We start from the raw sequence: 22283 nt of genomic DNA, 5'->3' as shown, positions 1-22283 counted from the left end.
GGGTTGGGGGTGGGGTGTAATGACTGTGGTTAGCATAACTAATTATGCGGACATGATATGACCGAGGAGAAGTTGCAGTAAGTTTTTCTCCTCTGCCCCTCTGCACCTCCGCCCCTCTGCCTTTTATGCCCAATACCCAATTCCCAAATTAACGTTGTACGTTAAATCTTTGCTGTAAAGCGTCGCGGGCGTGTTCTCGGTCGTCAAAATGGATTTTTTCGGTGCCGAGAATTTGGTAGTCTTCGTGACCTTTACCAGCAAGCAATACTCCATCACCGGGTTGTGCTTGTAAAATAGCGGTACGAATTGCGATCGCCCGATCGCAAATTACTGTTGGCTGCACTGTGTCAGCTATTCCCGCCAAAATATCTTGCAAAATCCTTTCTGGGTCTTCAGTTCGGGGATTATCTGATGTCACCACTGCCACATCAGCTAACTCAGCAGCAATTTTACCCATTTTTGGGCGCTTAGTGCGATCGCGATCGCCTCCACAACCAAATACACAAATCACTTTACCAGGTATAAACGGACGCGCAGCTTTCAATAAATTTTCCAAGCTATCGGGCGTGTGAGCATAATCTACAATCACGCTAATATCTTGCTCAGTACTAATCTGTACCCGTTCCATCCGTCCGGGAACTCCGGGAAACTCAGGTATTACAGATGCCACTAACTGCAAATCTAGCCCTAAGTGTAAAACTGCTCCTACGGCTGCTAAAAGATTTTCTAAATTATATTGTCCGACTAGGGGCGATCGAAAAGCCACGTCACCTTTTGGTGTATGTAATGTCCCACTAACACCATTTGGCTGATAACTTAAATCGCTCATCCATAAATCAGCGCTATTGTCGTTGACGCTGTAACTCCAAACCCGTTCGGAATCCAACGACGCAATTAACCGCTTCCCGTAAGAATCATCAGCATTAATTATTGCCCGTCCCTTGAGATAATCAGGGCTAAACAATAACGCTTTGGCAGCAAAGTAATCTTCCATGTCGCTGTGATAGTCGAGATGGTCTTGAGTAAGATTACTAAATACTGCTACCTCAAATTCACAACCCAACACTCTACCTTGAGCCAAAGCGTGAGAACTGACTTCCATCACTCCGAACTCACTCCCAGCCTTTACCGCCTCTGCTAGCTGCTGTTGGAGTTCGACTGCAAAGGGCGTAGTGTGGGCAGCAGTTTGCTCAAAACCTGCCCAACGAGTGTAGAGAGTTCCCATTAAAGCTGTAGCTAAATTAGCTTTGTTGAGTAGAAATTCAATTAGATGAGTAGTTGTAGTTTTGCCATTTGTACCAGTCACGCCCACCAGCTTGAGTTTTCGTCCCGGATAACCATAAAAAGCACTGGCTATCTGCGCACAAGCTTGAGTGATGTTACTTGCACTAATGACCACAGCCTGATTTGTGGGAGGATTTTTTTGTGCCGCTTCGGGAGAAACGATCGCAGCTACAGCCCCCGATGCGATCGCACTTTGCCAAAATTCCCCACCATCAACCCGCGTTCCTGGCATCCCAATAAACAAATCTCCCACACAACAAGCATGGGAATTGGTCTTTAAACCCCTAACTTCCACATCTTCCATTGGATAACTAGGCAATTGCTCAACACTGTCTACCGCTGTTAGTAATTCCCGCAATTTCATTTTGTGAACCTCGTCACATTCTTGATCTTGCGCTTATTCTGCATTATTTTTTTCTAATTGGCTAAATATTTACGCAACATTTGCTCCAACTGCTGCACACTAGCACGAGGAGAAGGACGTGGCAATAATTTCTCACTCCCCTCTGCGTCCTCTGCGCCTCTGCGGTTCGATAAATAAAGCACTGGCACTTCATACTCATACGCAGCAAACCAATCTTCACGAGTTGTAATATCCCTAACTTCCAACTCGAAACTGAGATTTTGGATTTGTTCTAGCTTTTCTTGCAAGCCTTCACATAAATGACAGCCGGGTTTACTGTATAAAATTAATCGCATTCTTGATTTGAGTTGGCGCAAGAAGTTATAAGTTTAGAATAACCTACACGCTTCGGCTTGTCGCAGGCTACCGCAGAGGGCACGGAGGAGAAGGGTAGCCAATTTCAAAGTCCCTCTCCCAAACTTGGGAGAGGGATTTAGGGTGAAAGCTCATTGATTCATGAAAGAAGTCTAATGACCAAATTCTGTGACAATGATTAACAACCAAGCAGAATACTGTATCTAAGCTACTCATGAGCCAAAGTTCTGAAAACAGCCCTTTACCAGGCAAACCTGTTCAATCATATTTCCAGTGGTTATACGCCTTCTGGAAATTCTCTCGCCCTCACACAATTATTGGTACAAGTCTGAGTGTTTTGGGTTTATATTTAATTGCCATTGCTATAAGTAGAGACGCGATTAATCATATCTCTACAGACGCGATGAATCGCGTCTCTACAAACGCGATGAATCATGTCTCTACGTATTCCCTACTCCCTGTCTTTGGTGCATGGATTGGTTGTCTGTGTGGCAATGTTTATATTGTGGGGCTGAATCAATTAGAAGATGTGGAAATTGACAAGATTAATAAGCCTCATTTACCCTTAGCGTCTGGTGAGTTTTCCCAGCAAACTGGGCAATTAATTGTCGCTTCTACTGGGATTTTGGCGCTGGTTGTGGCGTGGCTAACTGGCCCGTTTTTATTTGGTATGGTAGCAATTAGTTTGGCCATTGGTACTGCATATTCTTTACCACCAATTCGCTTAAAACAGTTTCCCGTTTGGGCGGCGCTGTGTATTTTTTCGGTGCGCGGTACGATTGTTAACTTAGGTTTATATCTGCATTACAGCTGGGCGTTGCAACAAAGCCAAACGATTCCGCCTGTAGTATGGGTGCTGACGTTATTTATTTTAGTGTTTACCTTTGCGATCGCTATCTTTAAAGATATCCCCGATATGGAAGGCGATCGCCTCTACAATATTACTACTTTCACCATTAAACTTGGGCCCCAAGCTGTGTTCAATCTGTCTCTTTGGGTAATAACTGCCTGTTATCTGGGAATAATTCTGGTTGGGGTGCTAAACGTCGCCTCAGTTAACGCCATATTCCTGGTAGTTACTCATTTGGGGCTGTTGGCTTGGCTGTGGTTGCGGAGTTCGACGGTAGACTTACAAGATAAAAGTGCGATCGCTCAATTCTACCAATTTATCTGGAAACTCTTTTTTATGGAATATCTGATTTTTCCTATCGCCTGTCTTTTGGCTTAGACAATGCTAGAAACTCCCACTAGTTCAATTATCGCTGCTGTTGTAGTTGTTCTGAGTCTGTCAATCCTTGGCTATTTCGCTTGGAAAACTTTGATAACTTCAGACTTGTTTCAAAAAGGTATCAATCTTGCCCAAGCAAAAGATTATCCTGGTGCAGAAGCAGCTTTTCGCAAAGTGATTTCCATCAACTCTACTAATGATGTAGTGCGCTTGTTTTTGGGAGATGTTTTAAACCAGCAAGGACAAGTAGAAGAAGCAACAGAATTATTTCGGGAAGTAATTCGCCGCAGTCCGAAAAATCCTGATGCTTACTTGCGTCTGGCGAATATTCTCATGCAGCAAGAGCGAGAAGAAGAAGCTAAAACTAACCTAGTACAAGCTAAAGATTTATTACAAAAACAGCGCCAACCTGAAAAAGCTAAAAAAATCACTCAACTGTTAGATAAAATGAGTGCTAAGTCAAGCGAATCTTAAGTTTAATGAGAATTGCAGAGATTAAATTTTCCTGTTGTGTCTCCTAACTTTTTGCCATTCCCATCATTATGGTGAGAATGGTTTTTATTTGGTAATTTACTGCATACCATAATTATGTCCGCAATTTCTGCAAGTTTGACCACTCTCTTCACAGCCCTTACAATTGCAATCGGATGCGCGACAAGCTCCATAACCACAATGAATTTATTTAGGCTTTAGAAGAGAAAATATTAAGAATTTTAAATGATTGATTTTTGCAAAACAGCGATGATACTAACAGCCTTTTTGTTTTGTAAAGACATATTGTAGTCTCCTTAAGCAGTACAGAAATTAGACAGTAATATTTTGGGACTAGAATAGTATTAAGCAACGGCAAAGATTTAGTAGTAGATTTTATAGCTTAAATAATCCAGTATTTATGTCAAATATAATATCAGAACTGTGGACTAACTTTTTTACATCAGAATCATTTATTCCACATGGACATTGCTATCTATGGCAAACGAATTTAGTTTGGTTACACATATTATCTGACGCATTCATTGCACTAGCTTATTACTCGATTCCAGCTACACTCTTCTACTTTGTCCGCAAGCGACAAGATTTGCCCTTTGATTGGATTTTTTTGCTGTTTAGTGGATTTATCGTGGCTTGCGGCACTACTCATTTAATGGATATTTGGACACTTTGGTATCCAACCTATTGGGTGTCGGGGTTTCTTAAAGCAGTAACTGCAACAATATCTGTAATTACAGCATTAGAGCTTGTGCCTTTAGTTCCACAAGCATTGGCACTTCCTAGCCCTACTCAATTAGAACAAGCAAATCAAGAACTTCAAACACAAATAAGTGAACGCTTATGGGTAGAGGAAGAACTGCGAAAATACCAGAATCATCTCGAAGAAATGGTTACTGTTCGCACCAATGAAATTACTCAGACTAACGAGCAATTACAACAAGAAATTCTTGAACGCCAACGCATCTTAGAAATTCTCCGGCAAAGCGAAGAACGCTACCGTTACTTGGCTGAGGCAATTCCTCAACTTGTATGGACAACGAAACCTAACGGTGAATGTGATTTTTTTAATCAAAATTGGTGCGAATACACTGGGCTAACATTAGAGCAGTCTTTGGGTTCTGGTTGGTTGGCTGCATTGCATCCAGATGATGTGCAAAGAGCTGATAAAGTGTGGTCTGATGCTGTCAAAAATAGCACTATATATAACAATGAATATCGGTTTAAACGAGCTGCTGATGGCTCCTATCGTTGGCAGCTAGCGCGAGGTTTACCACTCAAAGATGAGCAAGGTTTTGTAGTCAAGTGGTTTGGAACCTGTACGGATATCCACGAACAAAAACAAATACTTGAAGAACGAGCGCACCTGCTGGAATTAGAACAAGTAGCACGAGCGAAAGCAGAAACAGCCAATCGAATTAAAGATGAATTTTTAGCCGTCCTCTCTCACGAACTACGCACTCCACTCAACGCAATTCTCGGCTGGTCAAAGTTGTTGCAAACCCGCAGGTTAGACCAAAAAAAGACATCTGAAGCACTAGCCACAATCGAGCGAAATGCTACCTTACAAGTTCAACTCATTGAAGACTTGCTGGATATTTCCAGAATTTTACAAGGCAAACTGACGCTGAATATCACGAAGATTAACCTCAAGTCCACGGTATTGTCGGCACTACAGACAATGCAGTTAGCAGCAGAAACAAAGTTGATTGAGGTGAATACAGTATTTGAACCGGGTGTGGGACAAATTATGGGCGACTCAACTCGTTTGCAGCAAGTTGTCTGGAATCTCCTTTCCAACGCAATCAAATTTACACCCAGAGGAGGAAAAGTAGAAGTGCGACTCCAGCAAACTGATGGCTATGCTCAAATAATCGTTAGCGATACGGGTAAGGGAATTAGCGCTGAATTTTTGCCATTCGTGTTTGATTACTTCCGCCAAGCAGATAGCACCTCTACGAGAAGTTTTGGTGGATTAGGACTGGGATTAGCAATTGTACGTAATATTATCGAAATGCATGGCGGCATCGTCAAAGCAGATAGCCACGGTGAGGGTCAAGGGGCAATATTTACTGTTAGCTTACCGCTTCTGCCAGATGAAAGTCCAAGGCTGACGGATGGACAAAATTACCCTGCATTCTTAGCTAGTAACTCCTTACCTATGAATGGCATCAGGGTTTTAGTTGTCGATGATGATACTGATTCACGAGATTTTGTTGCTTTTGTATTAGAGCAAGATGGGGCTTTTGTGATGGCAGTATCTTCCGCTGAAGAAGCATTACAAACCTTAGCAGAGGTCAAGCTAGATGTGTTGGTAAGCGATATTAGTATGCCCGATATGGATGGCTATATGTTAATACATGAAGTCAGAACTCGGACACCAGAACAAGGTGGGCAAATTCCAGCAATTGCCTTGACTGCCTTTGCGAGAAACAATGACCATGAAAAAGCCCTAAAAGCTGGGTTTCAGATGCATTTATCCAAACCTCTTAACCCAGAAAAATTAATTGCAGCCATTGTTAAACTGATGGAAACAAAAGTGTCAAAAATTACCTAAAAAATGACTTTTTAGTTTTAATAAAGCACTATCTATTAGATTTTTTGCATGAATCAAAAGCCCTCACCCTAAATCCCTCTCCCAACCTTGGGAGAGGGACTTTGAAATGTCTCTTGTGTACAAATAGACATTTATATGAGATTACACTTGTATCAAGTTAGCTTAATCACTTATAATTCCTGCTATAACTCCGCTAAAGCTACGCTTTTGCTCCCCGAATAGCAAGTAAGGAAGGGCTGAGATGGGGTATTTTTACGATCGCAATTAGCCGAACTTGACATTATATGTAAACCAAGCAGGTAAGGTAATAAAAATGCTGAAAAAGAAGAATCTACTGGTAGCAGCTATTATCTGCTTGTGTTTGAGTAATGGGAATACTGCCTTTGGTAAAAATGTTGGCGTTATTTTAGCAAAAATTCACAACTCTACTCAGTCCGCAGTCATTCGCAACAAAAACGCAGTTGCTAACTTCGAGCAAGGAAGCAATCTCTATAAACAGGGAGATTTAAAAGGAGCAGAGGCGGCTTTTCGGAAGGCAATTGAACTAGAACCCAATTTTGCACAAGCCTATATTGCCTTGGGAAATACTCTCGACGATCGAGGTAAACCACAAGAAGCGATCGCTCAATACAATAAAGCCATTAGTCTCGATCCTCAAGACTCTAGAGGATATTTTAATCTAGGTTTGACTTTAGCAAGACTGAATCAGTTAGAAGCTGCGATCGCCCAATATCAGAAAGCCATCAGCCTTGAACCCAAGTATGCTGAAGCTCACTATAACTTAGGAAATGCTCTCTACACTCAAGGCAAGCTAAAAGAAGCAGTTACCGAATATACAGCAGCTATTCGCCTCAAACCAGACTATGCGCCGACTTACACCCGTTTAGGAAATGCTCTGTACGATCGAGGTGAGCTAGCAGAAGCAGTTACTCAGTATAAAAAATCTATTAGCTTCGATCCTAACTATGCAGACGCTTACTATTACTTAGGAAACGCCTTATACGCTCAAGGAAAGCCAGCAGAAGCAATCGCCAACTATACCGAAGCCATTCGCCTCGCTCCGAAAAATCCAGCAGGTTATAATGCCTTGGGAAATACTCTGTACGCTCAAGGCAAACTAGAAGAAGCGATCGCACATTACCAAAAAGCCATCAGCTTCGCTCCTAACTATGCAGACGCTCATTATAATTTAGCAAGTGCTTTTTACGCTCAAGGCAAGCTCACAGAAGCAATCGCCGACTATACCGAAGCGATTCGTCTCGATCCCAAACACGCACAAGCTTACACAGGTTTGGGAAATGCGATGGACGATCGAGGTAAACCTCAAGAAGCGATCGCACATTACAAAAAAGCCATTAGCCTCGTCCCCAACGATGCATTCACTTACTATAATTTGGGAATCACTTTGGGAAGACAACAACAGCCAAAAGAAGCGATCGTTAATCTCAAAAAAGCCAGAGAATTATTCCAAGCTGAGAAAAACAAAGAGATGGTTGAGCAAGTCGATCGGCTAATCCAAAAAATTAATACCCAAACGAATTGAATAAAGGGATTGGGGACTGGGAACTGGGGACTAGGAAAGAAACAGGAAGAAGAACTATTAACAAATGACAAATGACAAATGACAAAACAAAGGGGTAAAGTCTACCTCGTAGGTGCTGGGCCTGGAGATGCAGCATACCTGACAGTAAAAGCTTACAATCTCTTAGCTACTGCTGAGGTGTTAGTCTACGATGCTTTAGTAGATGCTCAATTATTGCAGTGCGTACCAGATGATTGCCTGAAGTTGGATGTCGGCAAACGCGGTGGCAAACCCAGTACAAGCCAAGCACAGATTAACAAGTTACTGGTAAAGCACTGTCTGCAAGGAAAACAAGTTATACGGCTCAAATCAGGCGATCCGCTGATTTTTGGGCGTTGTACTTCCGAAATCGAAGCGTTGAAAGCATCCGGTTGTGATTTTGAACTAGTACCAGGAATTTCCTCAGCCCTTGCAGCACCTTTATTGGCAGGAATTCCCCTAACAGATCCGGTGTTAAGCCGCACTTTTGCAGTGCTTACAGCTCACGAACCAGAGGTTTTAGACTGGGAGGCGCTGTCACGCTTAGAGACACTGGTAATTTTGATGGGGGGGCAACATCTAGCAGAGATTGTAGATCAACTGGTGCGGCATGGGCGATCGCACTTAACACCCATTGCCATCATCCGTTGGGCAGGAACTCCAGATCAACAAATTTGGACAGCGCAACTGGGCAATATTCTAGAACAAACCGCCGGATTATCCCTTTCCCCGGCGGTAATTGTGATTGGCGAAGTTGTTGGGCTACGCAAGTACTTACAACCTGAGAAAATAGATTGTCAGGTTTCTACTACAGGCAAAACTTTTAGCCCCCCTCCTATGTCAAGCAATTTCCCCCTATCTCCCCTTACTGGTAAAATTATTTTGGTAACGCGTTCAGTTAGCCAATCGAGTCAATTTAGCGATCGCCTCATTGCATCAGGTGCAACAGTCATCGAAATGCCTACCCTAGAAATCGGCCCGCCCTCGAATTGGGAAGCTTTGGATAATGCGATCGCTCATTTATCTGACTTCGACTGGTTAATTATCACTTCTACCAATGGCATAGACTACTTTTTTGAAAGGCTAATTGCCCAAGGTAAAGATAGTCGTGCCTTAGCTAACATCAAAATTGCCGTTGTTGGTGAGAAAACAGCCCAAAGTCTCAAACAACGCTCTCTGCAAGCAGATTTTATTCCCCCCAACTTTGTTGCCGATTGTTTAGTGGAAAATTTCCCAGATAAATTAGATGGTAAAAAGGTATTATTTCCCAGAGTTGAAAGCGGCGGCAGAGAAGTTTTAGTTAAGGAATTAACTCTCAAGGGAGCAAAGGTGATAGAAGTTGCGGCATATCAATCTTGTTGTCCTAGTAGTATTCCACCTGCGGCAAAGTTAGCTCTCCAAAACCGCAAGGTAGATGCAATCACCTTTGCCAGTTCTAAAACTGTACAATTTTTCTGTCAACTTACTAATAGTATATTTTCCAACAATTCTGATACTAGCCAATTATTAGAGGGAGTTTGTATTGCCTCTATCGGCCCCCAAACCTCTAAAACTTGCCATGATTTATTCGGACGTGTGGATGTAGAAGCCGAAGAATACACTTTAGATGGTTTAACCCAAGCACTGATCGCATGGGCGACTTCGTAGATAAGGGGGCAGGGGAGCAGNGGGGAGCAGGGGGCAGGGGGAGAAAACTAATGACAAATGACAAATGACAAAACGTATAATCGGTTTAACTGGAGGTATTGCCACAGGCAAAACTACTGTCACCAATTATTTAGCTAGCACTTATAATCTGCCGATTTTGGATGCAGATATTTATGCTAGAGAGGCAGTATCTTTAGGTTCGCCTATCCTGGGTGCGATCGCTCAACGTTATGGCGAACAAATTTTACTACCAGATGGCAGCCTCAACCGTCAAAAGTTAGGCGAAATTATCTTTAATCGTCAAGATGAACGCAACTGGATAGACAATTTGATTCATCCTGATGTGCGCGATCGCTTTCTCAAAGCAATTGCTCAGTCTTCGTCAAAAATACTGGTGTTAGTAGTGCCTCTATTATTTGAAGCTGGGATGACTGATTTGGTAACAGAAATCTGGGTAGTGCATTGTTCCCAAGAACAACAACTACAAAGATTAATACAACGAAACCATTTAAATACAGAACAGGCACGAGCCAGGATTAACAGCCAATTATCCATCGAAGAAAAAGTGGCTCATGCAGATGTCGTTTTAGATAACTCTTCTACCCTAGAAGTACTACTGAAGCAGATAGATGTAGCTCTAGCCACTACAAGTAGTGACTAAATTAGATTGATATTAAAATATATACATATATGACATTTTAAAGACATAAAAAGCTTATTAATTAATACTAGATAGTTAAGCAAAAAACTTATATCTTACCAAATCTCGCCCAACAGTTAGGTGATTTTACAGTTGAATCTGCGGTTAATAGTACTGTAAATTTAAGAGAATCGGCTTTTAAATGAATTATAAGTTCTATTTTTTAAATGTTTTTAAGTGCCTTCTCTTCAATCAGAACAGGTATGAACTTAAGTTTTAGTTTTTTCAATAAATTATCTCTGGTTATCTCTCCAGTAACAGAATTAAAACAAAAGAATAAAATCCATGATTACAGACAACAAGTTTGTGGAGGCGACTACATATTTGAGCGCCTCAATGAAGGAACAATCGGGTACATGACTGGAGTAGGGAAAAGCGTTAAAGCTTGCGATCGCATTATTTTACAAGAAGGTTGTGAATCTTATCAATATCAAGTTGAAGAAATTGATTACTATTCAGATCCATCTGATATGTGGATAGCTTTACTCAAGCAAATACCGAATGACTAAATATTAAAGTCAACCAGTTTCTTCAAATCTAGAGTTCAATACAGTTCATAATGAGCAACCAAATCCTGATATAGAGGCGCAATTTATCGAGTCTTGAAAGACCAATTATCTACACGATTCTCCTTCTTTTACTAGAGAATAGTAAAAGTAATACCAATTGGAAAAAAGAATGCGACAAATAGACCATTTGTAGAGACGCGATTCATCGCGTCTTTTACCCAAGGCTATGTTGCAATCATTAATTGAATTGGTATAAGGTATATCATAGTCGCCTCCTCGCTTGTTAGGAGGGGAGTGAGGTTTTTATACCTCACTCAATCGAGAACAGCTATATCTATGTTAAATCGATCAAAAAATGAGCTATTAAAGTATTTCTTTCATAGGATAGCAAGTAAAGATGCAAAAGATTTGGATTATCTTTATCAAGGTGCATCACTGAACCATCAACTGCTAAGTGGTGATGATCTATCCACCGCTCCTGTGAATCTAGTAAAAAACTGAAATAGGGGCTGACATCTGGATGATTTTTTGTTAATTCTTCATAGCTTTGATAAAAAGGAGGTATCCCAATTCCCATCGGCATATATAAGCCTTTAGAATAATCTGCTACAGGCAATTGAGGAAGCGTTTTCAGATTAACGCCACTGATGAATAATCTATTTTTCTCACCAGTTTTGGTATCTGTGAATCCTAGCTCAATTTCCTGTAAATTTTGTTCAACGCCAATCGGTTTAATATTCCTCAAAATCGCTTTGTCAAATTTGCCTATTCTCCAGTATTGATTTCCCCAAGGCTTATTTTGGTCGTAAAATCCTGGCGCTTGAAAACTTGCAAACTTAACTTCATTTTTAACGTCGTAAAAATCTCTCCATTTGGTGATGTTGGTCGCTAGCGTAGTTCTAACTTTTCTACTTTGCTCTCCTGATACAATTATCCTCTCATCAAGGGGGAACTGAGTAGCAACTTCTTTTTGATCGATTACATTTCTAAGAAGATTAGTTTTTACTATTGTGCCACTCGGATCTTGCCAGTGTTCTAATTTCCACCAATGCTGCCAATATGAAATCTTATTAATTTTTTCAAAAATATTTTTGTAATGTCCAATTGGGAAAGTAAACCAACTTTGATAATAAAGGGTTTTGTTATTATCCTCTTTAGTAAAAAGTAAAATTTCCCAAAATCCGGCATTTAAGCAATTATTGGCCAAAGCTATCTCTACAATATTTTGCTTTTCAAAACCATCTCCTCCAACGATTTCTATATTTTTGGAATTAGCAGGAAAACTAATCTGTTGCCTGTTCCACTCCCTATCTGTAAAAGCGATTATTTCTAAACCTCGATCTTTTTTAACCCATTCAGGTGCTTTAGGAACTAATAGCTCTAAATCTACATTTTTTATAACTATTTTTGCCGTATTTTTGTCTGTTGCTTCCAATACGAAATCGAAATGCGTATCATCTTTCTTAATCAGTGTTAATTTTCGATTAGAATATCTTTTAAAATTTTTTCCTAATGGTGCAGGATTGGCTGGATAATCAACATTAGATAATTCTTCTAGTTTTACACTCATCTGATTATCAAATTTATATCTGGATTTAAACCAGAAACCACCTAGTCCTAGCAAACCAAGGCAGAGAATAAGAGTACTAAATAAAATCTGTTTCTTCGTGACTCTGAAATTAGGTATGCCAAATTGGGAAATGCCTGCAATTTTTCCTTTCGCAGAGATGTTTTTCATTAGATAAATTTATTTTTATGAGAATGGTGATTAACAGCATAGCATTCTGCAAAATGGATGTCTGTCTTATCTCTATTTTCAACAAAAGTGTTAATAAACAGTTATCTGCAACCAAGGAGTTTAATACCAATTCTTGTAGATGCTGAACGTTACATCTCTGTTAGAAAATTGCTCCACTTGAAGAGGGCAAAATAGGAGCAATTTTTCGCTACACTTACAGCGTATTTCAAGTAAATGAAGTACACGGTTAGGGGCAGAATATGTTCATTGGTGTCAACTTAAGCCGAAAACTATATCAGACAGGCGTTTTGCAAATCCCTCACGCCCTCATCCCCTAACCCCTTCTCCTTTGGGAGAAGGGGAATTGAATGTCTAGCTCCCCTCTCACGGATGGGAGAGGGGCTGGGGGTGAGGGCAAAACGTTGTCACCAAGCGGGTTTCACGTTAAGTTGACACCAATGCAACATTTTGTGCCCCTACGATTATCTGTACTGTAACTTAAGCTTTAGTCAGGTCTGAGCCTCGACTTTATCCATTTTTCCTTTCTTGCGAATACTTGCAGCAAACCGCTAAAAGCGCCTATGCATAGGCTGAAACCTGTATTTATTAAGAAATTACACTTTTTCCATTTCACCAGAATTAGTCACAATAGAAAAAGTTTCATGCCTCAAAGCAAAACTTTTACCAACCAAAGTCGTTTACTTCCCTTAATTGGATAAAGTCGGACTAAGCTGTTGAAGAAACTCAATATTCAAATCTAGTTTTTCTCCTAACCATAGGGAATGAACTGCATGATCTGCCACAGCATTCCCTGTCTCAGGATGAACGAGAATATCCAACCCCTCACGATTGAGCATTAACCAAGGAACGACTTTCTCAAACTGATTCGGTAAGAAAGCAACTTGATACATCGCCTTTGGATGGGGCCCGATGGGCTTGTCAAACCAGCGTCCAAGTTGCACGTCAAACCTAGCGCCTAATCCTTCGCGTACACGCGCGGCTACATCCCGACTCGCAGGATCGAAGTAAACATGAGCATGAAAACCAACGATCTCGATAGTATCTTCTTCCATAGATCCACTTTTCGTTCTCAACTCTAATTTTGGGTAGCGGACTTTTTATTTCTTACTAAAAAAGCGATATCTACGATGGGCTACGCCTACGCTCAATTTTAGCCCAATACAGTATAGTTAGGGATCGGTTTTTAGAGATTTAATTTACAGAGATCATTGATTGAGATAACTAAATTTTATGGGGTAGGCAGTATACTGAGCGTTATCGTTAGCATAGCCTCTCGCACAGAAGTAGCGATCGCGCCAAAGTTTTGCCCACCCTAATTATGCAAGTTAAATGTGGAATAGCTTAGTAGTTAGTTAACGCTGAAAGCGCTTGTAGTTTCTTTGACAACTTCATCTATTTTAGGAGTAACTGAAAGATGCAAAACATGCACTGAACAAGGAGCATGGTGAAGAACGTAGTTACTCACACTACCGAGAAATAGTTCCATCAATCGAGAATGACCCCGACGCCCCATAACAATTAAGTCAGCGTCACAACTATGGGCTAAATCACAAATAATGCGACCAGGATTACCAACGTTTTGTGTAAATTCCGTAGTCACACCTGCTGTGTTTGCTTGGGCACAGAAAGATTGCAACATCTGGATTCCTAGATTTTTAAAGGTATCCCACTGTTGTTGGTATAACTCAAAGCTTTGACTGGTCAATCCTGGATAGTAGTCCATATTAGACAGCATAGGAGCATAAGGACTACCCTCTTCTTCGGAAGATAGGACATGAAGTAACATTAAGCTAGCTTGTGTTAACTTTGCTAAATCTAATGCTTCCTCAAAAACCTGTTGCCCTATTTCCGAGCGATCTAATGCAACTAGAATCTTTTTAAACATCATAATAGACCTCCGATTTCATTGGTAATTGGTCTTTACGGTTTCGGGTTTCCAGATACTGGATTATCAAAAATGACTAATCCCTCAACTATGTTTAGCGACTTTTGAATTTTAAATCTCTTAAAGGTTTTCGCCCTATATTTATATTTATAGCAAAACAATTTGAGGAACTTGTGAGGAAAGCCAGCATTTATCTTTGAGCATGAGGGAGCATCGATCGCTAACCACAAACTGGAGAATTTGAGTGGATAACTATCAATGCTTTTGCTCTTGTTTTAAGTAAGTTATATTTTTGTTGAGAAAGATTCGGGTAATGGATAGCCTAAAAGGAGAGAAGTCAATATATTGCATACAAACGCAAAGGCTAAAACATTAAACAATCCGGTTGACGATTGTCCACACTTCTCCATCAGAGCGGACATAGGGAACAGAGATTGTCTTAAAGCCAGTAATAAAGGGTTTGTAATAAATCTGCCAATACATTGGACTCAATTGATTGGCACAAGCCTTAAGAAAACGGACTTCTGCGGCCAGTTCACTTGCTAGTTCATTAATGCGTTCAGCATGAACCTGAGCCACTTCTTTCGCTTCCTCTAGCTGCTGTTGTTGGATAAGTTGTTTGGATTCACCTTGCGATCGCACTAACTTACCTTGTTTTTGTTTGATCTGGCCTTCCAAGGCGGCGATCGCTGCATCTATGCCTTGGAGTTCAACTGATAATTGGGCATTTTCTCTGGCTTGACGGCGGTAAGCTTCCACCATCGCCTGGGGTGAATCATTCTCGCCACAGATGACATTATTTTTTATAGTGAGTGCAGCGCGTTCTTCTAAAAGAATCTGAATTTGAGAGTTAAGCGCCGCTATTTCAGCCTGAGTTTGCTCCATAAATCGAGTTTTAAGTGCTGAGTAAAATATTAAAAGCTTTTTGCGCCTTGGGTATCGAGAGAAAGCGATCGCACCTCGGCTGTAATTCCTTCTTCTTGCCAAGCAGCTAACATCGCCGCCTCCACAGCCTTTGAGTGTAACTGATCCGCCAAAGCTAACAGTGTCGGCCCCGCACCACTAATCACCATACCATAAGCACCAGCACTAACAGCTGCGATGTTGAGAGCATCATAACCAGGAATCAAAGCTTTGCGATAGGGCTGATGCAACTTATCTTGTAAAGCTGTCTTTAACCATTGTCCGTTACCAGTTTCTAAACCACGCAACAATAATCCCAAATGGGCTGTATTGAAAATCGCATCAGCACGACTCACTTCAGTGGGGAGAACGCCCCGCGCCTCGGAAGTAGAAAGTTCAAAATTAGGAATAGCCACAACTGGTACAACATCTTTATGCCAGGGAACATCACAAATTTCCCAACCTGCGCCACTGGTAGCAGCGAGACGACATCCTCCCAACAAAGCTGGAACTACATTATCAGGATGTCCTTCCATTGCGATCGCTAACTCCATTACCTGCGACTGACTCATAGGCGCACCCTCAAGTTGATTAGCCGCAACCAACCCACCAACAATTGCTGTCGCCGAACTACCCAAACCCCGGGCCAACGGGACACCTAACTTAATCTCTATTTTCACAATCGGCGGTGTCTGCTCTATGTGTTGATAGAACTTGACAAATGCTTGGTAAAGGAGATTGCTTTCATCAGTTTGAACTCGTTCAGCTTCTGTACCATTGACATGAATAATTAACCCACCCTCTTCTAGGCGAGTGAACTTGAACTCGTTGTACAGCTTTAATGCTGCACCGATGCAATCAAAACCAGGCCCCAAATTCGCAGTGGTGGCAGGAACGGTAACAGTTATGGTAGAAACAACAGACATAGGAAAAACTCAGTAATCATCAACTAGCATCCCATGTATTGGTAGCATGGGGCGAGTTTTTAAGCGTTACTGGGGATACTTTGATTTACTGTTCCTTAATCCATCCTCCGAGCCTTGAGTTTCAGTGCTTGTGGCTTTAGCAAAATTCTATTATGGGAATTTAAATGCTTGGATTGTGCGATCGCTCCACCCCATCTACATTGATGACATGATCGTGAGTTCTGTTATAGTACAGATACACTATAAAAAACACAGATCCCAAAAAGTATAATTTGCAGAATTTGTAATTTACAAGGTTATGTAATATGTCTAGTGCGCACACGGGTATTGAGTGGACAGATAAAACTTGGAACCCAACGACTGGTTGTAACAAAGTTAGCCCAGGTTGTTTGCATTGCTATGCAGAAGCTCTCACTAAACGCTTTCCTAATAACTTCAAGAATGGATTTGATTTAACTTTACACCCTGAAAGGTTAGCAGAACCTTTAAAGTGGCGTACTCCAAGTAGAATATTTGTGAATTCAATGAGCGATCTTTTTCATGAAGATGTACCTCTTGATTTCATTCAAAAGGTCTTTAAAGTAATTCATGAAACGCCTTGGCACATATATCAAATATTAACAAAACGACCGGATCGATTACTTGAGTTGGCTTCTGAACTAGAATTTTATGAAAATATCTGGTTGGGTGTGTCAGTCGAAAATCAAAACTATGTTCATCGTGTTGACTTTCTTCGCCAAGTTCCCGCGACTGTCCGCTTTCTTTCATGTGAACCGCTCTTAGGTGAATTGAATCTTGAGTTAACAGATATTCACTGGGTTATTGTCGGTGGAGAGTCGGGACAAAAACATCGCCCTCTAAAAACTGAGTGGGTAAAAGATATTCATGACCAGTGTCAAGCAGCAGAAGTGGCATTCTTTTTCAAGCAGATTGGCGGAAGAACTTCTAAGGCTGGAGGTAGGTTACTGGATGGTAAAATATGGGATGAAATGCCTGATGCTTGGAAGCGGCATCAAAAGAGATGGGGAAATACTCCAGTTAAATTAGTAGGTAAAAAAGAAAGTTTGGTAATCACTGCTTAGGTGGAAATGTAACTTTTACCGAATCTGCGAATGTAAGTTCACCTTTATTCTTTCTTCGTTTATTAGCAGGTGGATCTACTACTATTTTGCTTTTAGCTTCAAGATTCTTCAGAGCATCTTTGTAATTCTTGCTAATATAACGCCTTCCAACATGATGCTGATTGTAAATGTCTTGCATGGTTATTGTTCGACCTGCGAATGTATCTAATAACATTTCTTCTAAGTCATCAAGAGGACGATAAAATTCAAAAAGTAACGGTTGTCTATAGGTGGCTGGATTATATTCAAAAGAAGGGACGCCTTGATTTTGTTCAGAACTCTCTTTTGCCATTATGTCTTTCATGATTGCATAGCCTTTGACGTGCTTACTCACAAAGATTAAGTGATGGCTAGTTCGGTTGCCGTTTTCATGTTTAAAGCGAAAAGGTAGAACATACTCTCCACCCATTTCCTTGAGAGCTTCGCAAAGTGCCTCTACAACTGTTAACTCCCGTTCTTCTGGTTTAAGGATTTTTAGTTTTTCGCGTACTTGATCAGCTCGTATTTTTCCAAATAGCGCATTCATGTGTTCTTCAACAGCTGCGTTACCTAAACCCATATTTATCCGGTTGTAATTGAAAAAGAAGATGCAATCACACCCCCAGTTTTTCACAACCGAGTTAATAAGTTGTAGCGATAATCCCTTATATCCCCACGGATCTACAAAAAAGAATGTAGGTACTAACTTTCGCTCGTTAAATGTCTTGACAATATTTTCCCCAACTTCATGATTAATTACTTGAGGCTTATATTTTAAATTTTCAATACCAGGAATTGAATTTATAGTTTCTTGGAGAGAATTAATATGTTCTGCATCAGCATCATTAAATACTGTCACCAACATATTTTGCATATCTGGATTAGAAATCGCAGTCTCTAAAACTTTTATTGGTGTTGATTTTGAACCATTTTTGTATCGACCTGGGCCTGCAAAAAGGTCTATATAGGCAATTCTTGGGTCAACTTTTTTAGCAGTTGGTATAATTACCTTTGCCCAAGCCCAAAAATATTTCTCAACAATTCTAGCTTTTATTAAAGATTGCTCTTTCTGTTCATCAAAGAAGGAAGTATTACTCATACGCAACCCACTTATGTATTACTCTAATGTAGTAATTGTAGGTTGCGTAGAGCCTTTGGTCAAAGTAATAACCTAATCAAAATGCATAGACAGGTAGTAGTTAGTCGTAGAAAACGCTTTTTTCAACAAGTCTATTGGTCAAAAAACTTACTTCAAAGTTCCCAAAACTGGCACTACCTCAACCTCGGAAATTTGCGGAACCAAGAGTCCCTTAGCATAAATCTGAGGATTGCTTTGCGAGACTATGGCATAAGACTGGCGAAGATTAGCATTGACTGCAACGGTCTTCACATCGTACATCTGCATCGCCATCTTGGGATAGAAACCAATACCAATAATCATCAGCAGAAAACAGGCAGCGATAAACACCTCACGGGGTCTAGCATCGTCGTAGACTGCATCTTCTGGCACGAAGCAGTCTGTACCAAAACAAACTGTTCCGTCATCTTCTTGATTTTCCAAGCCTGCATTATTAATGTCGCAGATGAGTGCTGCACCGTCACCATAAAATACCTCTCGCAGCATGGAAAGTAGATAGATAGGTGTGAGGATAACTCCAACTGCGGCGAGAAAAACCGTTACGGTGCAGAAAGTAGAACTGTAAACGTCACTGCTTGTCATCCCAACAAATACCGAGAGTTCGCCAGGAAAGCCGCTCATTCCGGGAAGTGCCAGAGATGCCATCGCTCCGATTGTAAACAGGGCAAAGACTTTGGGCATGGCTTGACCAATACCGCCCATATCTTTCATTACCATTGTGTGGGTGCGATCGTAAGTAACACCTGCTAAGAAGAACAGCACTGATGCAATTAAACCATGCGAGATCATCTGCAACATCGCGCCGTTGATCCCCAAATCAGTGAAGGACGCAATCCCAAGCAGTACAAACCCCATGTGAGAAATCGACGAATAAGCTAAACGCCGCTTCATATTGGTCTGAGCAAAGGAGTTTAATGCACCATAGATAATGTTGACAACACCGAGAATGGCTAGAACCGGCGCAAAATAAATGTGTGCATCGGGAAGCAACTCAAGATTCAGGCGAATAAGTCCATATCCGCCCATCTTCAGCAACACACCAGCTAATATCATCGATACAGGAGAGGATGCTTCGCCGTGAGCATCAGGCAACCAAGTATGCATAGGGAAAACAGCAAGCTTGACACCAAATGCAATCAATAATCCTGCATAAAGTAGCAGTTGTAAACCAAGGGGATATTCTTTGCTGGCGAGGGCGGTGATGTCAAATGTCATATCACCGCCGCCGTATAGCCCCATTGCGAGGGCTGCCACTAAAATAAATATAGAAGCTGCTGCGGTATACAACAAAAATTTCGTAGCCGCATAACGACGCCTTTGCCCACCCCAAATGCAGACTAGTAGATAGACGGGAATCAACTCTACTTCCCACATGATGAAAAATAGCAGCAAGTCTTTGGCAACAAACACCCCTACCTGTGCAGAATACAGCACCAGCATTAAAAAATAGAAGAGGCGAGGTCGACGATCGACTTGCCAAGCTGAAAATATCGAGAGTGTGGTGACAAATCCGGCTAAAAGCACGAGTGGCGCTGAAAGCCCATCGACTGATACCGCCCAGTTAAAACCTAACTGAGGTATCCAGGCATAATTTTCCACCATTTGAAAACTAGCACTGCTGGCATCGTAATGCTTCCAAAACGCATAGCACATCAAGGCAAAATCTGCAATACCTACACCCAGTGCATACCACCGCACGAGTTTACCATCTTTATCAGGTAATACAGGGATGAGCAGGGAAGCAACAAGTGGTAGTAAGACAATCGCGGTAAGCCAGGGAAATTGATCCGCTATCATGTATGTATAGAAAAATACTTATTTAGTCAATTATGTCATTGTACTAAACTTTGTAACAATTTCTTCATAAATCTTTGTCCCAGTTAACCGCTATTGGGGACTGGGGACTGGGGACTGGGGACTGGGGACTGGGGACTGGGTAAGAAAGATTTTTATTTATTTGTTAAGTGTTCTTGTGTAAGCAGTTGATAATGGTTATTTACTTGCTTACGGTACTAATCCCGCGCGCAACGCACGGACAGCAGCTTGTGTCCGGTCAGCGACACAGAGTTTATTGAGAATACCTCGAACATGAGTTTTGACAGTACCGACTGTTAAATAGAGCCTTTTAGCAATTTCTGCATTGTCACAGCCAGCAACAATCAACTCTAAAACATCCATCTCTCTGTGAGTTAAAGGATAACTGACTATACTTTTCTCTGTATCTGCGTCAATACCTTCAATCAAAACTCTTTTTCCAGATGCGCCTCTGCTGCCATCGGGGAAATCTTGACGTATTTGTTGTAGTACAAGGTCTGCGATCGCTGGATCGATCCATGAGCTACCTGCATAAGTTGTTTGCACAGCCTCTATTAGTTTCTCTGTTTCTATATCCTTCATGCAATAAGAATCTGCACCTGCTGCAAATGCTGCTAAAACTGCTTGTTCGCTATTTTGCATCGTTAAAATTAGCAGCTTTGTTGTGTAGTCCTCATTCTCTGCCTGATGTTGCCTAAATGTGCGTGTTAGCTCAATACCATCCATGTCAGGCAAACCAATGTCAATAGTAGCAACATCCGGCTTGAGAGTTTTCAGAAGCTTGATGCCGTCGGCTGCATTGGCTGCTTCACCAACAATGTTAAACTCTGGCTGAGTTTGTAAGGCAGACCGCAAGCCGATTCTTGTCAGGTTGTGATCTTCAATCACAAGGATCTTGATTTCACTCATAGTTACTTAACTTTACTGTTATTTATCTAAAGTACAGATTAAAATAATCTCGTTCTTCTATTCGGGATCTTATACAAAAAGCAATGCGTTTGGTATTATTCCCTGAACTTCATCTACCATTAGACATAAATAACCTTATCTCGTAAGCTTTTCTAAGGCAAGAGTTTCGATATGACAATATAATTCAATCAAAAAATATTTTTATACATTAACCTAACGCTCGATGTTTTATGCTAAACAATTTTTCATGAAAAATTTGGTAGCAAGCAAAAGTAGGTGATTAACGCGGTGTGCAACTTTCTCTCAGACCTAACCCCCAACCCCTTCCCTACTAGCGTTGGGGAGCAAGAATCAAAGCCTCTCAGGAGTGGGGGAGAGGAATGGTAGTGGGGTTCTAAGGATAAGTTGCACATCGCGTTGATTATTAAGTAGTTACCCTTACTTTGAGCGGTATTATGTACAGAAAAAGGACTAAATAACTCTCTCTAGCACCCAAACACTCATATTAATTGGATTGTTCAGGTGACTAAGCTGTTCCACATTTAAATTGCATAAATGGTAAAATAGATATATCCGTGTCTATAGCGTTATCATGCCTGCTAAAGGGTTTCTAGCTCAATCTCAAAAAGACAATTTACAAAAAGCTTTAAAAGATAGCGATCGCTCTCAATTTATACAGAGAATATTGATGTTACTTCTGATGAATGATGGAAAAACTTATCAGGAGATAAGTGAATTTTTAGGCTGTTCATGTAGAAGTGTAGCATATTGGTGTGTTCATGGTGATCCAGACAATTTAGAAAGTCTAAAAGATGGCAGGAGAAAAGGAAATTACCAGAAAGCAACAAATGAATATATTGAATTATTAATGGAAGTTATTGACAAAGAACCAAGTGAATTAGGCTATGAATTTGGACGATGGACAACAGCAAGATTAGCTACATATTTAGACAAAAGAACTGATATTAAGTTAAGCGGAGAACAAGTCAGGAGAATATTAAAGCAAAAAAAGTATGCTTACCTTTGGGCAAAATACAGTCTAGAGGATAAGCAAGATCCGATAAAAAGAGAGGTCTTTAAAGAAAAACTGCTTGGATATCTAGAAGCTTCAAAGTCTTGCCCTGAAAGGTTACAAGTCTGGTTTTGGGATGAGAA

At 40.9% G+C, this 22283-nt stretch carries 19 protein-coding genes; 9 read left to right on the top strand and 10 right to left on the bottom strand.

The features are described from left to right. Positions 1-148: 148 nt before the first annotated feature. Both CDG76_RS23705 and CDG76_RS23700 read right to left on the bottom strand, forming a co-directional pair. The gene (locus CDG76_RS23705; protein WP_094351352.1) at positions 149-1648 is read right to left on the bottom strand and encodes a UDP-N-acetylmuramoyl-L-alanyl-D-glutamate--2,6-diaminopimelate ligase; all 1500 of its coding nucleotides are present in this window, start codon (positions 1646-1648) and stop codon (positions 149-151) included. A 53-nt stretch (positions 1649-1701) separates the two neighbouring features. Next, positions 1702-1983, bottom strand: a complete 282-nt coding sequence (locus CDG76_RS23700) for a glutaredoxin family protein (protein WP_094351351.1) — start codon at positions 1981-1983, stop codon at positions 1702-1704. A gap of 233 nt (positions 1984-2216) precedes the next feature. On the opposite strand from CDG76_RS23700, the gene CDG76_RS23695 reads away from it, so the two are divergent. The 7 genes from CDG76_RS23695 (at position 2217) to CDG76_RS23660 (ending at position 10693) form a co-directional block, all read left to right on the top strand. Next, positions 2217-3230, top strand: coding sequence for a homogentisate phytyltransferase (locus CDG76_RS23695; RefSeq protein WP_094351350.1), 1014 nt, complete (start codon positions 2217-2219; stop codon positions 3228-3230). 3 nt (positions 3231-3233) lie between these two features. Then, positions 3234-3704: a tetratricopeptide repeat protein gene (locus tag CDG76_RS23690; RefSeq protein WP_094351349.1), complete on the top strand. Its 471-nt coding sequence runs from the start codon at positions 3234-3236 to the stop codon at positions 3702-3704. 418 nt (positions 3705-4122) lie between these two features. Then, positions 4123-6276, top strand: a complete 2154-nt coding sequence (locus CDG76_RS23680; RefSeq protein ID WP_223265347.1) for a hybrid sensor histidine kinase/response regulator — start codon at positions 4123-4125, stop codon at positions 6274-6276. A 313-nt stretch (positions 6277-6589) separates the two neighbouring features. Further along, positions 6590-7819 carry a tetratricopeptide repeat protein gene (locus CDG76_RS23675; protein WP_094351347.1) on the top strand — a complete coding sequence of 410 codons (1230 nt, stop codon included), beginning with the start codon at positions 6590-6592 and terminating at the stop codon, positions 7817-7819. Between the two features lie 78 nt (positions 7820-7897). Next, entirely contained in the window at positions 7898-9484 is a 1587-nt protein-coding gene (gene cobA, locus CDG76_RS23670) for a uroporphyrinogen-III C-methyltransferase (RefSeq protein WP_094351346.1), read from the top strand. Between the two features lie 64 nt (positions 9485-9548). Then, positions 9549-10145, top strand: a complete 597-nt coding sequence (gene coaE / locus CDG76_RS23665) for a dephospho-CoA kinase (protein ID WP_094351345.1) — start codon at positions 9549-9551, stop codon at positions 10143-10145. 242 nt (positions 10146-10387) lie between these two features. Further along, on the top strand, positions 10388-10693 hold the full coding sequence (locus tag CDG76_RS23660; RefSeq protein ID WP_094351344.1) for a hypothetical protein: 306 nt from the start codon (positions 10388-10390) through the stop codon (positions 10691-10693). Between the two features lie 334 nt (positions 10694-11027). On the opposite strand, the gene CDG76_RS23655 is transcribed toward CDG76_RS23660, so the two are convergent. The 5 genes from CDG76_RS23655 to thrB all read right to left on the bottom strand — a co-directional run bounded on the left by CDG76_RS23655 (position 11028) and on the right by thrB (position 16166). Then, the gene (locus CDG76_RS23655; RefSeq protein WP_094351343.1) at positions 11028-12431 is read right to left on the bottom strand and encodes a hypothetical protein; all 1404 of its coding nucleotides are present in this window, start codon (positions 12429-12431) and stop codon (positions 11028-11030) included. Positions 12432-13138: 707 nt separating this feature from the next. Then, entirely contained in the window at positions 13139-13504 is a 366-nt protein-coding gene (locus tag CDG76_RS23650) for a DOPA 4,5-dioxygenase family protein (protein ID WP_094351342.1), read from the bottom strand. A gap of 296 nt (positions 13505-13800) precedes the next feature. Continuing rightward, the gene (locus CDG76_RS23645) at positions 13801-14337 is read right to left on the bottom strand and encodes a universal stress protein (RefSeq protein WP_094351341.1); all 537 of its coding nucleotides are present in this window, start codon (positions 14335-14337) and stop codon (positions 13801-13803) included. A gap of 372 nt (positions 14338-14709) precedes the next feature. Then, positions 14710-15222, bottom strand: coding sequence for a hypothetical protein (locus CDG76_RS23640; protein ID WP_094351340.1), 513 nt, complete (start codon positions 15220-15222; stop codon positions 14710-14712). Between the two features lie 29 nt (positions 15223-15251). Further along, positions 15252-16166: a homoserine kinase gene (gene thrB / locus CDG76_RS23635; RefSeq protein WP_094351339.1), complete on the bottom strand. Its 915-nt coding sequence runs from the start codon at positions 16164-16166 to the stop codon at positions 15252-15254. 305 nt (positions 16167-16471) lie between these two features. Between thrB and CDG76_RS23630 the strand changes: the two genes are divergently transcribed. Beyond that, positions 16472-17248: a DUF5131 family protein gene (locus CDG76_RS23630; RefSeq protein WP_094351338.1), complete on the top strand. Its 777-nt coding sequence runs from the start codon at positions 16472-16474 to the stop codon at positions 17246-17248. Here CDG76_RS23630 and CDG76_RS23625 read toward each other — a convergent pair. The 3 genes from CDG76_RS23625 to CDG76_RS23615 all read right to left on the bottom strand — a co-directional run bounded on the left by CDG76_RS23625 (position 17238) and on the right by CDG76_RS23615 (position 21128). Then, positions 17238-18365, bottom strand: a complete 1128-nt coding sequence (locus CDG76_RS23625) for a three-Cys-motif partner protein TcmP (protein ID WP_094351337.1) — start codon at positions 18363-18365, stop codon at positions 17238-17240. The two genes, CDG76_RS23630 and CDG76_RS23625, sit on opposite strands and share 11 nt — an antisense overlap. Positions 18366-18512: 147 nt before the next feature. Beyond that, positions 18513-20201, bottom strand: coding sequence for an NAD(P)H-quinone oxidoreductase subunit 4 (locus CDG76_RS23620; protein ID WP_094351336.1), 1689 nt, complete (start codon positions 20199-20201; stop codon positions 18513-18515). A 207-nt stretch (positions 20202-20408) separates the two neighbouring features. Continuing rightward, the gene (locus tag CDG76_RS23615; protein ID WP_094351335.1) at positions 20409-21128 is read right to left on the bottom strand and encodes a response regulator; all 720 of its coding nucleotides are present in this window, start codon (positions 21126-21128) and stop codon (positions 20409-20411) included. 592 nt (positions 21129-21720) lie between these two features. Here CDG76_RS23615 and CDG76_RS23610 point away from each other — a divergent pair. After that, positions 21721-22283: IS630 family transposase (locus tag CDG76_RS23610; RefSeq protein WP_223265346.1), on the top strand; the 563-nt coding region annotated here is incomplete at its 3' end.

It is taken from the genome of Nostoc sp. 'Peltigera membranacea cyanobiont' 210A (genome assembly GCF_002246015.1).
GTDB lineage: Bacteria > Cyanobacteriota > Cyanobacteriia > Cyanobacteriales > Nostocaceae > Nostoc.
This window is presented reverse-complemented; position numbering and strand designations above follow the sequence as displayed.

Bases quoted from the DNA above. Each gene is read 5' to 3' on its own strand.
- CDG76_RS23630 (WP_094351338.1), top strand. From the start codon at position 16,472: ATGTCTAGTGCGCACACGGGTATTGAGTGGACAGATAAAACTTGGAAC.
- CDG76_RS23655 (WP_094351343.1), bottom strand. From the start codon at position 12,431: ATGAAAAACATCTCTGCGAAAGGAAAAATTGCAGGCATTTCCCAATTT.
- CDG76_RS23640 (WP_094351340.1), bottom strand. From the start codon at position 15,222: ATGGAGCAAACTCAGGCTGAAATAGCGGCGCTTAACTCTCAAATTCAG.
- CDG76_RS23660 (WP_094351344.1), top strand. From the start codon at position 10,388: ATGAACTTAAGTTTTAGTTTTTTCAATAAATTATCTCTGGTTATCTCT.
- CDG76_RS23700 (WP_094351351.1), bottom strand. From the start codon at position 1,983: ATGCGATTAATTTTATACAGTAAACCCGGCTGTCATTTATGTGAAGGC.
- CDG76_RS23695 (WP_094351350.1), top strand. From the start codon at position 2,217: ATGAGCCAAAGTTCTGAAAACAGCCCTTTACCAGGCAAACCTGTTCAA.
- coaE (WP_094351345.1), top strand. From the start codon at position 9,549: ATGACAAAACGTATAATCGGTTTAACTGGAGGTATTGCCACAGGCAAA.
- CDG76_RS23625 (WP_094351337.1), bottom strand. From the start codon at position 18,365: ATGAGTAATACTTCCTTCTTTGATGAACAGAAAGAGCAATCTTTAATA.
- thrB (WP_094351339.1), bottom strand. From the start codon at position 16,166: ATGTCTGTTGTTTCTACCATAACTGTTACCGTTCCTGCCACCACTGCG.
- CDG76_RS23680 (WP_223265347.1), top strand. From the start codon at position 4,123: ATGTCAAATATAATATCAGAACTGTGGACTAACTTTTTTACATCAGAA.
- CDG76_RS23675 (WP_094351347.1), top strand. From the start codon at position 6,590: ATGCTGAAAAAGAAGAATCTACTGGTAGCAGCTATTATCTGCTTGTGT.
- CDG76_RS23620 (WP_094351336.1), bottom strand. From the start codon at position 20,201: ATGATAGCGGATCAATTTCCCTGGCTTACCGCGATTGTCTTACTACCA.
- cobA (WP_094351346.1), top strand. From the start codon at position 7,898: ATGACAAAACAAAGGGGTAAAGTCTACCTCGTAGGTGCTGGGCCTGGA.
- CDG76_RS23650 (WP_094351342.1), bottom strand. From the start codon at position 13,504: ATGGAAGAAGATACTATCGAGATCGTTGGTTTTCATGCTCATGTTTAC.
- CDG76_RS23645 (WP_094351341.1), bottom strand. From the start codon at position 14,337: ATGTTTAAAAAGATTCTAGTTGCATTAGATCGCTCGGAAATAGGGCAA.
- CDG76_RS23705 (WP_094351352.1), bottom strand. From the start codon at position 1,648: ATGAAATTGCGGGAATTACTAACAGCGGTAGACAGTGTTGAGCAATTG.
- CDG76_RS23690 (WP_094351349.1), top strand. From the start codon at position 3,234: ATGCTAGAAACTCCCACTAGTTCAATTATCGCTGCTGTTGTAGTTGTT.
- CDG76_RS23615 (WP_094351335.1), bottom strand. From the start codon at position 21,128: ATGAGTGAAATCAAGATCCTTGTGATTGAAGATCACAACCTGACAAGA.